Source organism: Streptomyces gilvosporeus (genome assembly GCF_002082195.1).
GTDB classification, from domain to species: domain Bacteria; phylum Actinomycetota; class Actinomycetes; order Streptomycetales; family Streptomycetaceae; genus Streptomyces; species Streptomyces gilvosporeus.
On the sequence record NZ_CP020569.1, the window covers coordinates 7,439,750 to 7,456,039 of the forward strand.

Below are 16,290 nucleotides of genomic sequence, written 5' to 3' on the forward strand. Positions count from 1 at the left end.
TTCAAGTTCAGCTGCTTGGCGCTAACGCCTGTTCCTACCAGTCCCGAGGCAGTATCAGGTTGGTTTCAGTCGGCTGACCGGCGGCTGGCCCCCGAGGGCGAGGACTCGTGCGGCTTGCCACAAGAACACCTGGCCGCGCGGTGTTGCGGTGAGCGGGCGGGTGCGTTCGATGATGGTGAAGCCGATCATGCGCTCGATCCGCAGGAGGTGGTGTCTGATTCCTGGCTGGCTGAGTGCTCGTTCAGCGACCGACAGGCTTGGCATGGAACTGAGGGCGCAGATGAGCCGGAGGTTGTCTGGTCCGTTCGTGGAGACCAGGACCCGGTGGAGGTCGGGTGCCAGGGTGATCGAAGTCCGTCCAGGCGGGGATGCCCCATTGCGCGGCCATCCGGCGAAGTTCTCGGACCGACAATCCACATTCCTTGGATATGCCGCGGAGTGCTGTTGCGGACGGTGCACTGCTTGGCGAGCCAGGCGCGGGTGACCATCGTGGGGCGGCGGGATGGGGGGTCCAGGAGGCCGACGTGGGCGAGGGCGTTGACGACGACGGTGCTGCTGCAGCCGATGTCCTGGGCGATGCGCTGGTAGGACAGCCCCTGGTCGAGATACAGCTGCCGGAGCCGGTCGGGCGCTCCATGGCTGTTCACCAGTGCCAATGGATAATGTCCTGTCACGGCAGCGATCGTGGGATCGCGGAGCAAGGGGGGCATGATGCTGGAAGAACTGATTCTGGCCGGGGGAACCACCGTGGTCGGGGCCATGGCCACGGACTCCTGGGCGGTTGCGCGCGGCGGGATCGCGAGGCTGTTTCGCCGCCGGGGGCAGGAGCAGCAGTCGGCCATCGAGGCTCAACTGGACAACCACTTGGCCCTGGTCGAGCGGGCCGGCGACGCCGAGCGGGTGCGCCAGAGCCTGCTCCCCGTGTGGGTGCTGGAGTTGGAGTCGCTGCTGGACGAGCACCCGGACGCCGTCGGTGAGCTTCAGGAGCTGGTCCGGGAGATCCGGGATCACCTGTCCGAGGACCAGCGCGCATGGGTGCAGAACAATGTCGCCAAGGACGGCGGTCAGGTCTTCGCGGTCCAGGGTGGCAACGTCATCGTGCACCAGGCGCCTCCCGGACGGAGGGGTGGCAGCGGAGAGGTGCATTGAGCCGCATGGGTTCGGGACCCCAGCAGGTCGTCCGCGTCGAGAGCGGTTACGGGTACGGCGTCATCGGTGCCGACCTGCACGTCTTCCCCGACCGGGGCCCGGTCTACCAGCTCTCCGAGTACGGTCCGGCTGCTGCTCCCGCGGGCCGGGACGCCGCGTGGCTCACCGCCCAGCCCAGCCGCCTGCTCAACGCCCGTTTCCAGGTCGTGGACTTCACTGGCCGCGACCGGGAGCGGGCCGGACTGGCAGGATGGCGGGACGGCGGCGGTCCGCACCTCGCAGCCACCTGGCTGCACGGTCCCGGCGGGCAGGGCAAGACCCGGCTTGCGGCCCGGTTCGCCGCCGACAGTGCCGCAGCAGGCTGGAAGGTCGTCACGGCCACCCATGGCGCCGGGACGATCCAGCCGGACCCGGGAAGCCACGACTTGAGTCTCGCCGGTGCCGCCGGACTGCTAATGGTCGTCGACTATGCCGACCGCTGGCCGCTCTCCCACCTGACCTGGCTGCTCAACAACCGGCTGCTCCACCATCCGCTGCCGACCCGGGTGTTGCTGCTGGGCCGGTCGGCCGCCCCCTGGCCCGCCGTACGGGCTGCCCTTGAGGACGCAGAGGCCGGGACGAGCGACCTGGCGCTGCCCCCGCTCGACGGCCGGGGCGGCGATCTCGGCGAACGGCGGGCCATGTTCACCGTCGCTCGGGACTGCTTCGCCGCCCGGTACGGACTCGCCGACCCGTCCGTCATCGAACCGCCCGGCTATCTGCACCGGTCGGACTTCGGGCTCATCCTGGCGCTGCACATGGCCGCGCTGGTGGCGGTCGACGCCCACGCCCGGGGCAGCCGGCCCCCGCAGGACATGGCGGGCCTGTCCGCGTACCTACTCGACCGCGAACGCCGCCGCTGGACCCAGCTCTACGAGAACCGTCTGGAGGGACTGGACTACGCGACACCGCCCGGCGCCATGGGCCAAGTGGTCTTCACCGCAGCCCTCACCGGGGCCACCGTGTACGCGAACGGCACCGCACTGCTGAGCAGTCTAGGCCTGGAGCGTCCCGGACGGCTGCTGGCCGACCACACCACGTGCTATCCGGCAGCGGAGTCCGGTGCCGTCCTGGAGCCGCTCTATCCCGACCGGCTCGCCGAGGACTTCCTCGCCCTGAGCCTCCCCGGACACGAGGCCACCGGCTATCCCGCCGCGCCCTGGGCGGCGGGCACCATCGGCACGCTCGTTGCCCGCGACGGGCAGGGCGCGCCGCCCGGGCACACCGCCCGCGCACTGACCTTCCTGGCCTCGGCGGCGGCGCCGCACCGCTGGCCCCACGCGGTCCGGCACGTCGAAGCCGTACTGCGCGCCGACCCGGCCCTGGCCCTCGCCGCAGGCGCCGCCGCCCTGAGCGCGCTCGCCGCCTGCGACCTCGATACCGCCGTCCTGGAGGCGATCGACGCGCACGTCCCCCCGCACGGCCAAGTGGACCTTGACGCCGGGATCGCGGCCTTCACCCAACGCCTCACCCGCCATCGACTCGCGGCCACGGACGACCCCGCCGAACACGCCCGGCTCCATCAGAACCTCGGGTTCCGGATGATGCGGGCGGGACACCGGGAGGACGCCATGGCGGCCACCGATCAGGCGGTCGGCATCTTCCGGCGGCTCGCGGCCGCCGACCCCGCCAGATTCGAACCCGAACTCGCAGGCGCCCTGACCCAGCTGAGCGAGTGCGCCTTCAAGGCGGACCGTATGCCGGCGAGCCGCCGGGCCGCCGAGGAGGCGGTCGGCATCTTCCGCGGCCTGGCCGCCACTGACCACCAGGCCTACGAACCGGGCCTCGCGCTCTCCCTGTCCCATCTGGGACACGGCATGTCGGAGGAGCGCGAGCAGGAGGAAGCTCTGGCCGCCGCGCAGCGGGCCATGGGGATCTTCCAGCGGCTGGCCACGACCGATCCGGCGGTCCACGAGCCGGGCCTGGCCATGACGCTGGCCCAAACAGCCGTCTACTCCTGGCGGTTGCGGCGCTGGCCGGATGCCCTCTCCGCGGCGGAGCGCTCGGTCGAGATCATCCGACGGCTGGTGGCCGCCGGGCCCGTGGCACCCGTAACCGACCTCACTCGCTCCATGGTGGTGGAGGAATCCGACCTTGCGACGGGCTTGGGCAACCTGGGCTTCTTCCTGTGGGGCGCACGCCGCCGCGACGACGCGCTGGCCGCCCTGCGCGAGGCGGCCGCGATCGAGCGGCGGTTGGCGGAGGTGAACCCGGCTGCCCATGAGCCTGCCCTGGCCGGGACGTTGACGACTCTCGGCATGTATCTCGCGCTAAGCGGGCACGCGAAGGAAGCCCTGGCCGTCGCCGGGGAGGCCGTGGAGATCTTTCGGCGGCTCGCTGAGGTGCGTGCCGCCGAGTTCGAGAAGCCCCTGCGGAAGGCGTGCGAGGCCTACGAGACCGCACGGGACCGACTGGCCAACGAGGGACCCCGGTCCTGGACCATGGAGGAGCACTACGTGACCCTCCTCAACCAGGACGAGGTCTGGCAAGACGCCAAGGACCGCCGCCACCGCCTCGACGACATGGAGCCGCGGTATTGCGGCAACGTGCTGGGCTTCCTCCTCCGGCAGGCCGACGACATCTTCGCGACGTTGGTGGACGGACTTGCCGCCTCCTCCGAAGCACTGGGCCGGTGGGAGGGCGAGGACGCCGGGGCGTGGCTCGCTCGGCAGCCGCTCGCGGTTGCACTGCGCCGTCGCTCTGAGGGCAAGCCCGCCCGGTCCGGGCTCTGCTATTGCGGATACGCGATCCAGTCCGGATGGAATCATGATCATTGCTACCCGGGCATCATCGTCGACTGACACACGCGGCCGGCCGGGCCGGCAGGGGGGAAACTCGTGGGGGATACGGCCGAGTTCGGCCAGACGGTCGTGGAAGTCGTGCAGGAACGCTGGGGCGTCGCGTTGCAGGGCACCGGGCTCATCGACCGCTTCACCGAACCGGGGTGGAGCTACGAGGAGGAGGTGCCCCGCACCTGCCCGGAGTGCGACGGGCGTATGTACGCGCTCCGCAGACCGTACGAATCGGGCGGGCGGGTCTACCGCTACGTGGCCGTCGTCTGCCCGGTCTGCCCCGCGGCGTACACGCTCGCGGACCTCGGAGTGAAGACCTACGACAAGCTGTGGCCGCGACCCACAGCGAAGAAGACCGCGGCCCCGCGGCTCAAGGTGACCGGACCGGCGCTCGTCGCCAGCGTCGAGGAGGCGCTCCTGGGCCCCTGTCCCGTGGAGCCCGGTGTCACCATTACCCCCGTCACCCCTCTCAGGGTCATCGCCGCTTCCACAGGACCGGCCTGGCCCGCGGACCTCCCGGTGCCCAGGGAGCGCGAGCAGCGTCGCCTGATGTGGTGCAAGGTGACCGACCCGGCTTGGCGGCCGCCCGAGGGGGCGGTGTCGGCGGCCGACGACGTCCGCGTCATCCTCCCCGAGGGCCCTGCCTTCGACGACCTGCGCGCGCACCTGGCAGCCCACGGCATACCCTTCCGCAGCGCCCGGCACTGGACCGAGGGCGAACAGGTCGGCACCGTATCCGACTTCGGCACCGCCACGGCACTGGTGGCTCACCCGGTCCGCGCGTTCCCCGCCAACGGTTCCCCGATGCCGCCCACACCCGTCGCCGGCCCCGGGGCCCATGCGGCACGGGACGCGTTCGAGGCCCAGTGGGACGCCCTGGAGGACCTTCCGGCCGCCGATGCCGTCCCGTACATACCAGTGGCCGACCTCGTTCCCGAAGACTGGACTCGCCTACTGCCGTATCCCACCTTCAACCCCGCCCAGGCCGAAGCCGTTCCGGTGGTGATGGACTGCGACGACCACCTGATCGTCGTCGCCCCGACCGGAGCGGGCAAGACGCCGATCGGCATGGTCGCCGCACTGCGGGCGCACGCCCGCGGCCGCAAGGCGGCCTGGCTCGTCCCCCAGCGGTCGCTGACCGACGAACTCGACCGAGAACTGGAGAACTGGCGGCGGCACGGGCTGGAGGTCGTCCGGCTCACGGGCGAGTACGCCGTCGACACCCAACTCATCCGCGAGGCCGACATCTGGGTCGCCACCACCGAGAAGTTCGAGGCGATCTGCCGGAACGGATCGCTCGGCGGCGCCCTCGCCGAGGTCGGCTGTCTGGTCGTCGATGAGATCCACCTGCTCGGCGACCCGGGGCGCGGCGCCGTGTTGGAAGCCGTTCTCACGCGGGTGCGCGAGGACAGCGCCCAGACCCGCATCGTCGGGCTCTCGGCGACCGTGGCCAACGCCGACCAGGTCGCCGCATGGCTGGGAGCCCGGCTGATCGGGACCTCGTGGCGGCCCACCCGGCTGACCTGGCAGATCCCCATGCTCCCCGCGCCGCGCGACGGCGAGCGGTCCATGCAGGCCGTCACCGCCCGCACGGACGCGGCCGTGCAACTGGCCCGGGCCTTCACCGACGAGGACGGCAGTGTGCTCGTCTTCTGCAGCAGCAAGCGCGGGGTGCGCGCGACGGCACTCGCCCTCGCCGCGGACCGGGGCGTGCCGACGCGTGGTGTCGACGCGGACGACACGGAACTCGTCGAGCGGCTGTGCACCAGCGCCGGCGTGGGGCTGCACTACCGCGACTGGCCGTTCAAACGCGAGGCCGAACGCGCCTTTCGGGCCCGCGAGATCGACGTCCTCGTCGCGACCTCCACAGTGGCCGCCGGAGTAAACCTCCCCGCCCGCGCCGTCGTCGTGCGCGACGCCCGGCTGGGCCGGAACCGGATCGAAGTGTCCATGGTGCAGCAGATGTTCGGCCGGGCCGGGCGGGTCGGCGCGGGAGAACGGGAGGGCTGGGCCTTCCTGCTGGCGGACGAGACGGAGCGCCCGGAGTGGCAGGCCCGGCTGACCGCCGGCTACACCGTGCGCTCCCGCATCGGTGACCGGCTGCCCAACCACCTCCTCGCCGAGGTGGTACAGGGCCGCGTGGGCTCGATGAAGGAGGCCGAGGACTGGTGGACCGACACGTTCGCCTTCCACCAGGGGCACGACAGTGTCGAGCCGCTCCATGACGCAGCGCTCTACCTGGCGGAAGCGGGGTTCCTGCGCATTGCCCCCGGCCCCCAAGGCGCGGAATTCCTGGAGGCCACCGAACTGGGCATGCTGACCAGCCGCTTCATGGTCGACGCCGAGCTCGCGCACGAGCTGTCCGAAAGCGTGCGCAGGGTGCAGGTGCCCGAGGACCCCGACCGTGCCGAGGCTCTCCTGACCGAGCTGCTGAGCATCCAGCTTCCCGAACTGGCGGAAGCGGCCTTCAGCGACCGAGCGCGCGCCACGCTGCGGCGGGTGCTGCACCATCAGGGCCGCGCGGAGCGCCTGGGGCACGACCAGAGCCTCCCGGACAAGGACGAGGGCCTGCTGCCGGGCGAACTGGCCCACGCGGTACTGCTGCTGGTCGCCAGGAGCCCACAGCTGTTCGCCGCACGCGGCGGATACGTGCTCGGCATCCCGTCCGACAGCCTGACCGGCATCCTGGACGAGGCCCAGCGCTACCTGGCCTGGCTGGGAGCCCAGGGCGAACTGGGCGCCGTCCACCCCTGGGCGGCCGTCGTGGCCGCGGACCTTTCCGAGCGCATCCGCTGGCGCGTCCTCGGGCCCGGCCGCGGCGCCGGTCGGCTGCTGTGGATGTGCGGGCGGATGTCCACGCCGCAGCTCGCCACTCGCCTCGTCCCGCGCATGTGGCGTGCGGCACGGGACCGAGCCGTCGGCGCCCCGGACTGGACGGGCACCGCCCCACCGCGCGACAGCGCGCTCTCACCGGAGCGCTACCGGGCACTGCTGAAACAGCGAGCCACCGGCGCCGCATTCACCCCGCACTCCGGCTCCGTGCGCGTCGAGGCCCCGCACGGTGCGGTGATCTGCCTGTGGGACGGCGCGACGACGGTCCGGTACACGGCGGACGGCTCGTCGGCCCGCCTGGAGCACCCGCGCGCGGATCCCGACGATCCCTCGACGGGCCGACGGGGAGCAGCGGTCTTCACCCGCGGCGACCACTTCGCCGCCGGCTGGCTCGCGGCCTACAACGGGGTCGGGGCCGTAGGGGAATCCTGAAAAGTCGTGTGTTGCTCACTGACCCGCTGTCACCGACCCCGCCGAAGCCGGCCACTGCGCGTCGTGGCGTCGCAGTAGGCTCGCACGGGCAGGGCTCGGTAGCCATGTCCGGTGCAAGTCGGCTGATCGTGCGCGTCCGGACGGCGAGCAGGCCACGACGGCCTACTTCGGTGATTCGAGCCTGCCCACGCTGATCGCCAGGCCCGGCGGGCTGACCTGGCAGCAGACCTACGACGAGGCGGGCCGCCGCACTTCGCTCACCGACCCCACCGGGGCCACCACCCGCTACGGCTACGACGAGTCCGGTCACCTGGCCTTTGTGACCGACGCACTCGGCCACTCCACGCGTATCCGGTGCAACGCCGCCGGCCTGCCTGTCGAGGTCACCGACCGGGCCGGAGCCACCAGCAGGTACGAGCGCGACGCCTTCGGCCGGGTTGTCGCGATTACCGACCAGCTGGGCGACATCACCCGGCTGACCTGGACCATCGAGGGCAAGCTGACGTCGTACGCGGCGCCCGACGGAACCGTCGAGACCTGGACGTACGACGCCGAGGGCAATCCGCTCACGCACACCGACCGTCTCGGCCAGACCACCACCTTCGAGTACGCACCCTTCGCGACCCTCGCTGCCCGTACCGACCCGGACGGCACCCGTCTCACCTTCAGCCACGACGCTCATATGCAGCTCGTGGCAGTCACCAACGCCCTGGGACAGACCTGGAACTACACGTACGACCCCGCCGGCCAGCTCATATCGGAGAGCGACTTCAACGGCCGGACCGTCGGCTACCAACTGGACGCCGCCGGCCAGGTCGTCTCACGTACCAACCCTCTGGGACAGCGGATCCAGTACTCCTACGACGTACTCGGTCAGCTCGTGGCGAAGAACGCGGACGGGGCGATCACGAGCTACGCCTACGACAGCGCTGGGCACCAGATCCGGGCCACCAGCCCGGACGCCGATGTGCTCCGCACCGTCGACGCTCTCGGCAACCTGATCAGCGAGACCGTCAACGGACTCACCCTCACCCACACCGTCGACGCCCTCGGCCGGAGCACCAGCCGCACCACCCCCAGCGGTCACACCAGCGCCTGGACCTACGACCGGGCCGGTCGCCGCACGTCCCTCGCCACCCCCGGCGGCAGGCTCGACTTCGCCTACGACGCGGCCGGGCGCGAAAACGAGCGCACCCTCGGCGAGCGTCTCACTCTGGCCAGCGCCTGGGACGCCGAGGGCCGCCTCACCCACGTCATCACGCCCGACGGCACACGCTGGCGCTACCTCTACGACCCCTTCGGCCGCCGGATCGCCAAGCACCGCCTGGCTGGGGACGGTGTCACCGTCGAGGAGCGGACCGACTTCACCTGGGACGGCTCACGGCTCGCCGAGCAGACCACCCACGCCCCGTACCTTCCCGGGCCCTACACCATGAGCTGGGACCACCGGGGCCTGCACCCGCTCGCCCAGACCGAGACCATCACGACCCCTGCGACGGCCGACACCCCGCAGGACCAGATCGACCGCCGCTTCTTCGCGATCGTCACCGACCTCGTCGGCACCCCGACCGAACTCGTCGACACGGCCACCGAAACCATTGCCTGGCGGGCCACGACGACCCTCTGGGGCGATACCACCTGGGCCACCGGCAACACCACCCAGACGCCGCTGCGCTTCCCCGGCCAGTACTTCGACCCCGAAACGGGCCTCCACTACAACCTCAACCGCTACTACGACCCCCAAACCGCCCGGTACACCAGCCCCGACCCGCTCGGCCTGAGCCCCGCGCCCAACCCCGACGCCTACGTCCACAACCCGCACACCTGGTGCGACCCCCTCGGCCTCATGGCGCAAAACCAGGTGAATCCGCTCAAGAAGGAGCTGATGGACCTGGCGAGGCAGCGGAAGCAACAAGTCCATGATGGGCTCGGTGAGGATCAGAAGCCGCCCGGCGCCTACGCTGCGGGCAAGGACCGGACCACCGGTAAGGTCTATTACGGGGAGAGTGGCCCGGGCACTGGGCATGAGCAGGCCGTGATTGACGCGATGCCCGAGGAGTCGCACCACAAAGATGGCCGCCCGGCGAACGTCTGCGGTGAACCACGGATGTTCACCAATGCGATCAAGGACGGCGCAGACCCGAAGAACATCGACCTGGTGACCATCAACCTAAAGGGCAAGAAATTCCCCATGTGTGACAACTGCAAGACATGGGTGCCCGGCTTCGGAGGAGAGGTCCTGACAGGATGAACAACACCCCTGACCGTCCAGCGGTTCAGCGGCTGCGAGCTGCCGTTGCGGGAGAGGCGCGCATTGAGACCGGTCCGTTGGACGTCGAGGACGTCTGTCGCCGATACACCGGAGAAGGTTACGAAGTCACCTCTCGCCTGCGGGACTTCCTGGCCGACTATGGGGAACTCACCGTGATCTGGATGTGGCGGCAGCACGAGGTAGAGCTCACGACTTCGGTAGAGCGAACCCTGGAAGCTACGCACGCTCTCCCCAGGAATGTTCGCATCGACGCGAAGCGCATCGGCCAGCCCCTCGTGCTGATCGGTACAGCCTGGGACACCGAAGACGTTGTGCTGCTGGCCGAGAACGATGACGTCTTCATCTCCGGCGACGCCGGGATCCAGCGGATCGCCAACGGCTTCGAGAACGCCATCCGCGCCATCGGAACGGACAGCTGGGACAAAACCTTTTTCTGAGTCACATGCCGTCCCCGGCAGAGCAACGGGCACCGGGTCAGTTTTCGTCATCGCCGGTCTCCCGGACCAGCTGCTCGTCAAGCTCGCTCGCTCATCGCTGGGCCCAGCTTTGAGATGGACGACGTATCTGGTGATGACCAGGGGGTACGGGCCGCCGATGGAGAGGATGTCGGCCAAGAGTCGGCGGTGGAGTGCTGAGGTTCACGCGGCCGCGGCGGACGTCCCGTCGGCCAGGGCCGGGAAGGCTGCTTCCCGCGCGTCGAAGACGTAGCGCACGGCGTCGAGCACCAGCCGGTGACCGTAGCTTTCCGGCCGCCCAGGGCTACAGGGCTACGTCAGCCGCAGCTCACCCTGCATCACCGGCATGTGCGTATGGTTCAAGTCCCCCCTCGGACACGAACCATTCACCAACATCGTGCGGGTCGGGAGTACTCCCGACCCGCACGATGCGTTGTGCGTACTGGTATGTCATACGCAGCCCGAGGGCCCGGTACAGCCGGTTCTTCTTCCCGCCGGCCGCGGTCCGGAGGACATCGGCCGTGTCGCCCGCCGCATCGACAAGCTCCGCGATTCGTGCGCGGGGGAGCACGGTGGGCTTGCGGGTGCGCATCTGGGCGTACGAGCTGGGACTGGAACATCCGCTCAATCGTGGCTGCTTTCCGGCCGGGGGTGAACTGCCGGGAGATCCACTGGTCGAGCTGGGGTACGAGGTCCCGCTCGCGAAACAGGATGGTGCGGGGATGGGTGATCTTGTTGGCGAGTGCGTACTCGTGGGCGAAGCGGCCTGGCCGGCGTCGTCAGGCAGCCCAGCTGAACCGCGATCTGCTTCACCCGCATCCCGTCGGCGGCTTCCGGCGCGGCGAGCACTGACAGGATCTGCTGGTACTCCGGCGCGAGCGCCTCCACACCGATACCCGCGACCCGCGGCGGCACTACGGATCCCGCCACCGCAGCCCTGACTGACCCCGTCTGTCCGGCCGACGGGTCATCGGACAGGCCTTAGCAGCTGCACGACCGTCGCCCGCGCACCGGCCAACCGCTCAAGATCGCGCTCCGCCGCTTGGAGCGCGGCCGGAACCTGCTCGGCTTCCTCCCGCAGCCGCACCACCTCTTCCCGGACCTTCTTCTCCGTGGCCTCCAGCAGACCGACCACCGACGGCACCAGCCACCTCCACGAACGAGACGAACGGACGGATCACGGCCATCTCTCCTGTCGCCAAGCGGAGTTCATGCCCACCCGCCCCGATCCAAACGATCACGTTCGGAATGCAGATGGCGTCTCATGCAGCGGAGCTGAAGACTGGAAGGTAGCCGCGGGACTGGCCGATGGCGGTGGGGCGGTAGGACTCGTCGATGGGGAAGGTGACGCTGTGCAGCCAGGACCTGCCGGAACAGAGCTCGTGGCCGGCGAAGGCGGCGTTGACGTCGGCGAAGCGGAAGCCGTGGTCGTGGGCGCGCTTCTTGGTGAGGGAATTGATGTCGTTGGCGGCGGCGTTGATTGCGGCACGGGACCTCTCGGAGAGGCCGACGGAGCAGCTGCCGTTGAGCTTGAAGAAGCGCGCATAGCCCAGGACCACTACCCGCGTGTGGGGAGCCTTCCCTTTGATGGCGTCGTACACGGTGTCGAACCGATGGGGCAGGGCGGTGTTGATGTACTTCCTGGCCCGGGCGACGCGGGCCAGACAGGCGCTCTCACCCTGGACAGCGCACGTCGTCATGGTGTCGGCGAATCCGGCGTCGTTGCCGCCGACGGTGATACTGACCAGCCCCGTGGAGCTGTTGAGCGGGCCGAGTTGTTTGCTCACCACATCACCCGTCGTGGCCTGCGAACAAGCCGTGAAGGAGAAGGACGAAGGGGAGTGCGCCGCGGCCCACAGGGCCGGATAGGAGTAGGCGCTGCGCTTGCAAGGGCCGCTGGCGCTGTCGTAGCTGCCGGCACGCGGCGAACTGGACAAGAACGCGGACGGATTCGAGTGCGACGTCCGGATCCTCGACGCCGAGGGCCGGGCGCTCGTCGAGTTCGTCCGCGTATCGCTCAAGCGCATGCGCAACCGGCACTCCACACGGTTATCCGCCGTGGAGCCGATGCCTGCGCGCGCTGGAAGAACGGGCGGACCGACGGCGACCGCATGTTAAGTCCATGTTGAGTGGTGGGTCAGCGTGTTCCGGATCCTTGTGTCACGGGACGCCGCACCAACGGCGGCGTCGAAGTGCGGGATGAGGAGCAGGCATGGACCGGATTCCGGTGTGTATCCGCGCCGATGACCCGATTTCGCAGGTCGGGGTGGTCGGTGCCCTCCGGCCGCGGCCAGAGGTGCAGGTGATCGCCGACACGGACCTGGACGAGGCGAAGGTGGCCCTTGTCGTCACGGCCGGAGTGAGCGAACACAGCCTCCAGGTCCTGCGATCGGTCGGTCAGGCGAGCGAGGCACGGCTGGTGCTGGTCACCGCGGAGATAGACGAGTCCGAGCTGGTGACCGCGGCGGAGGCGGGCGTGGTCGGGGTGGTCCGGCGTGGCGAGGCCACCCCCGAACGGCTGGTTTCCGTGGTCCGCTCGGCCGCTGTGGGGGAAGGAGCCGTACCACCGGATCTGCTGGGCCGGCTGCTCGGCCAGGTCGGCCGCGCGCAGCGTCAGGTGCTGGGGCCCCGCGGGCTGACCTTCAACAACCTCAGCGAGCGGGAGACGGAGGTGCTGCGGCTGGTTGCCGAAGGGCTCGACACCGCCGAAGTCGCCCTCCGGCTCGCCTACTCGCCGCGTACCGTGAAGCAGATCCTCCACGACGTCCAGATCCGCTTCCAGCTCCGCAATCGCTGCCATGCCGTCGCCTACGCGTTACGGCACGGCCTGATCTGATGACGGCGCAGCGGAAACGGCTCGCGCTGGCGGCTCGCGATGACGTCCCGCATCGTGGGAACCACGGAGTGCTTCTCAACCTCCTTGTCCCACAAGGAGGTTGGCGCGACAGCGCAGACCTCCGGGAGACCGGGGACACCGCCGCCCTCGGCGATGAGGGTGCCCGCCCGGTGTCGATGCGACGGCCGAGGCGGGCGAGTCCGGTGTATGCCGTTGGGAACGGAAGTGCGGTTGAGAGGTGGAACGGCCATGACAAGGGTTCCGAAGCAGGGGACCGGGGACCTTGGGGAGCCGGAGGATGGACACGGCGCATCGGCGGATCCCTCCGACGCCGAACTCGTCGCGCGTGTCCGGAACGGGGACGATGCATCGTTTGTGGTGCTCTATGAGCGGCACTTCGCGTCGGCCTGCCGTCTGGCCGGTTGCTATGCGACCACTCCGGCGGATGCGGAGGACCTCGCCTCCGAGGGTTTCGCCCAGGTGCTTGGCGCGATCCGGGCCGGCGGCGGCCCGCAGCGGGCCTTTCGGCCGTATGTGCTGACCGTGGTCCGGAGGCTCGCCGCCAGCGATGCGGTGCGGGAGAAGCGCGCCACGCCCACGTCGGAGGTGGAGGTCTATGCGCCCTTGCTCCCCTTCGAGGATCCGGTGCTCGCCGAGCTGGAGGCGTCGCTGATCGGGCGCGCCTTCGCCGCGCTGCCCGAGCGGTGGCAGACCGTGCTGTGGCACACCGAAGTGGAGGGGGAGAGCCCTGCGCAAGTGGCGCCCCGGCTGGGGTTGTCCGCCGGCGCAGTCGCCGCACTGGCCTGCCGCGCTCGCGAAGGGCTGCGTAAGGAGTATCTACAGGCGCACCTGTCCGAGCAGGAGATGGCACGGGAGTGCCGCAAGTGCGCCGGGAAACTGGCCGCCTATCTGCGCGGCTCCCTGGGGCCGAGGGACCGGCGCCGGGTCGAAGAACACCTCGACACATGTGACCGCTGTCCCCGGCTGCTGCTGGAGCTGCGCGAGGTCTCCGGCAGCCTGCGCGGCATGATGGCCCCGCTGCTCCTGGGACCGACGTTCGCCGGATACTTCGGCTCGCTGGCCGATGCTTCACCGGACGAGACGGGGGCGGGGCCTACACCGGACGGGACGGAGGACGGATCGGCGCATCAGCAGGCGGAGGGACCCGGGGGGCGGGACGGGGACGGGGCCGACGACGGGCACCACGCGGGCGACGGTGGCGAGCCCGGGCTGTTACGACGCCGCGGAGGCGTCGGGAGCTCATCTCCCGGCACCGTCGTCATCACCCTCTCGCTGGTCGGAGGTCTCACCGTTGCGACCGTGGTCGGCGCACTGACCCTCTCGCCCAAAGACCCTTCACACCCTCGTGCGCAGGGCAGGGCGCCCGCCGCGACACCCACCCCCGCGTCGCCGCAGCCCACGCCGTCCGGCCCGGAACCGGCTCCGTCGACCAACCCCCCGTCGGGCAGCCGGCCGCTCCGGCCAGGGCCCGGCCGGGCAACGCGGACTCCCGGAGGCACTTCCGGTCCCGCAGAACCCGGTACGACCACCCCCTCCGGCACCCCCTCGGATCCGCCCAACTCGCCCACGTCGCCGCCTCGTTCGCTGCTGGCCAACGGAGACCTCGAATCGCCGGCCTTGCAATCCCCCCTGACCCTCTCCAAGGCGGGTGACACCATCGGGCCGTGGCAGGTCGTCGAGCACTCCGTGAATCTCACGCGCTCGGACGCCCTGAAGGCGGCGCATGGCCGGCAGTCGATCGATATGAACGGCGATCCGACCGATACCGATCCCGCCACTAACGGTGCGATCGCCCAGACCTTCGCCACTACGGCCCACCGCCCGTACACGCTCAGCTTCGCCCTCGCGGGCAACGTCACCTGCGCTCCGGTCGTCAAGACACTCCGAGTCCAAGTCGGCCCGGCCACACGCGATTTCTCCTTCGACACCACGGGGCGTTCGGCATCCGACATGGGCTGGCGGCAGGAGACCGTGCGCTTCACCGCGCAGAGTGACCAGACCACGCTGCGCCTGTCGAGCACCACCGATGCCAGCAGCCGGTGCGGGCCGGAGATCGACAGTGTCAAGGTCGTCCAGGCATAGGCCGTTGTCAGTACGGAGGACACAGGACGCCACGGCAGACCGTCCCGTCAACAGCTGCCGGACAGGCTGGGACCGGAGGCGTCGATGCCGAGCGAGGAAAGCATCGCGGCGTACCTGCGGCGAACCTGCTCGGCGGCGGCGGGTGCGCCGAGGTGCTGGTGGGCCCTGATCAGCAGGTGCCACCCCGCGTCGTGGCAGGCATCGATGATCAGGCACTTCTCGGCTGCGGCCACCGCTTCCCGAGGATTGCCGGTGGTGAGTTCCGCGGCGGCCAGATCCGCGGCGGCATTGGCCGCCTGCCGCCGGTACATCTCCCGGTCGTGCTGGAGCCACTCGGCGGGGCCGTCCTCGGGCAGCAGCTCACCGCTGTACGAGGCGAGCGCCTCCCGCAGGCCCCCCACGGCCGAGTCGGTGTCCCCGGCCGACCTCGCCTGCCTGCTGCGGGTCAGTGCGGTCTGGAACGCCAGGGTGTCGAGATAGGCGTCGGCAGGCAGATTGAGCAGGTAGGCGTCGCCGGTGCGGACCACCAGCCGTGGCTGACGGCGTTCCCGGTCCGGTTCCAGCAGCCCCCGCAGACTGGAGATGGCCACATGCAGATTGCCCGTGGCCGACGAGGATCGGACATCCGGCCAGAGCGCCTCCATCAGCGCTTCCCTGTGCACAGGCTGACCCGCCCGCATGGCGAGCAGACGCATCGCGGCGCGAGCGCGGGGACGGATCTTCATCCAGTCGACGATCCGATCCCCGATGGCCATGCGGAATCCGCCGAAACACCAGATCGCCACACGGGCGGTGCGCTCCGCGCGGTGCGTGGCGGCCGGCGTCTGTGGTCGGCGCCGGCCGGGCCGCCGGACCGGGGCGGCGGGGGCAGCGGGGGCGGCCGTCGTCCCTCTGCCGTGCCGGTGCGGGTGGGCGCCGGGTTCACGGGCCGTCGGCTGATCATCGGCGTCGAGCAGGGCGAGGAGGCGTCGGACCGATGAGCGGACGGCCTCGGTGTCGGGTTCATCGGCATCGGCATCGGGCCCGCCGGTCCCCTGGATCAGGTGCAGGGCGATCCCGAGCAGCCACAGCCCTACGTCTGTCCCGGGCACGTCGGTGGACTCAGGTCCGGTGGTGTGGTGATCGGCCCCCCTGCCGATCGGGTGGTATCCGGGTCCGTCCGCGGCGGGCTTTGGCGCGACGGCACTCATCTCTGGGGGCTGGAGTGCGTGACAGTTGGTATCCACGCCTATTAGTGGCCCGAAGTGCCGCCCTATGACGGCAGAATTCCAAGATTTTTCTGCCGCACGCTGATCGGCACCGGGTGCACGGTGAACGGCACCCTGTGACAGTGCCGGGTGATGCGGTGCTACAGCGCCTGAATATCGACTGTAGAAGCGG

Annotated in this window: 10 protein-coding genes and 1 pseudogene; 7 read left to right on the forward strand and 4 right to left on the reverse strand. The window is 70.1% G+C overall.

Annotated elements, in window-relative coordinates; all coding sequences use genetic code 11:
• Positions 1–54: 54 nt before the first annotated feature.
• A complete protein-coding gene (locus tag B1H19_RS40405) occupies positions 55–189 on the reverse strand; it encodes a hypothetical protein (protein ID WP_257789455.1) in 135 nt (44 codons plus the stop codon).
• 519 nt (positions 190–708) lie between these two features.
• Between B1H19_RS40405 and B1H19_RS32935 the strand changes: the two genes are divergently transcribed.
• From B1H19_RS32935 to B1H19_RS32955, 5 genes and pseudogenes are all read left to right on the forward strand, one after another.
• Positions 709–1,149, forward strand: coding sequence for a hypothetical protein (locus B1H19_RS32935; protein ID WP_083108544.1), 441 nt, complete (start codon positions 709–711; stop codon positions 1,147–1,149).
• A 5-nt stretch (positions 1,150–1,154) separates the two neighbouring features.
• Positions 1,155–3,989 carry a tetratricopeptide repeat protein gene (locus tag B1H19_RS32940; protein ID WP_083108545.1) on the forward strand — a complete coding sequence of 945 codons (2,835 nt, stop codon included), beginning with the start codon at positions 1,155–1,157 and terminating at the stop codon, positions 3,987–3,989.
• A gap of 36 nt (positions 3,990–4,025) precedes the next feature.
• Entirely contained in the window at positions 4,026–7,244 is a 3,219-nt protein-coding gene (locus B1H19_RS32945) for a DEAD/DEAH box helicase (RefSeq protein ID WP_335755950.1), read from the forward strand.
• A 136-nt stretch (positions 7,245–7,380) separates the two neighbouring features.
• Positions 7,381–9,090, forward strand: a pseudogene (locus tag B1H19_RS32950) (RHS repeat-associated core domain-containing protein); the annotation flags it as partial.
• Positions 9,091–9,491: 401 nt separating this feature from the next.
• Positions 9,492–9,953: an SUKH-3 domain-containing protein gene (locus B1H19_RS32955; protein ID WP_159028193.1), complete on the forward strand. Its 462-nt coding sequence runs from the start codon at positions 9,492–9,494 to the stop codon at positions 9,951–9,953.
• Between the two features lie 985 nt (positions 9,954–10,938).
• On the opposite strand, the gene B1H19_RS38975 is transcribed toward B1H19_RS32955, so the two are convergent.
• A complete protein-coding gene (locus B1H19_RS38975; protein WP_159028194.1) occupies positions 10,939–11,115 on the reverse strand; it encodes a hypothetical protein in 177 nt (58 codons plus the stop codon).
• A gap of 118 nt (positions 11,116–11,233) precedes the next feature.
• Complete coding sequence (locus B1H19_RS32965) at positions 11,234–11,908, reverse strand: SGNH/GDSL hydrolase family protein (RefSeq protein ID WP_269467071.1); 675 nt, start codon at positions 11,906–11,908, stop codon at positions 11,234–11,236.
• Between the two features lie 275 nt (positions 11,909–12,183).
• On the opposite strand from B1H19_RS32965, the gene B1H19_RS32970 reads away from it, so the two are divergent.
• The gene (locus B1H19_RS32970) at positions 12,184–12,807 is read left to right on the forward strand and encodes a helix-turn-helix transcriptional regulator (RefSeq protein WP_083108550.1); all 624 of its coding nucleotides are present in this window, start codon (positions 12,184–12,186) and stop codon (positions 12,805–12,807) included.
• 375 nt (positions 12,808–13,182) lie between these two features.
• On the forward strand, positions 13,183–14,910 hold the full coding sequence (locus B1H19_RS32975; protein ID WP_159028195.1) for a sigma-70 family RNA polymerase sigma factor: 1,728 nt from the start codon (positions 13,183–13,185) through the stop codon (positions 14,908–14,910).
• Positions 14,911–14,957: 47 nt separating this feature from the next.
• Here B1H19_RS32975 and B1H19_RS32980 read toward each other — a convergent pair whose 3' ends face one another.
• Positions 14,958–16,100 (reverse strand): AfsR/SARP family transcriptional regulator, encoded by a 1,143-nt coding sequence (locus B1H19_RS32980; RefSeq protein ID WP_083108552.1) that lies wholly within the window; start codon positions 16,098–16,100, stop codon positions 14,958–14,960.
• Positions 16,101–16,290: the final 190 nt, after the last annotated feature.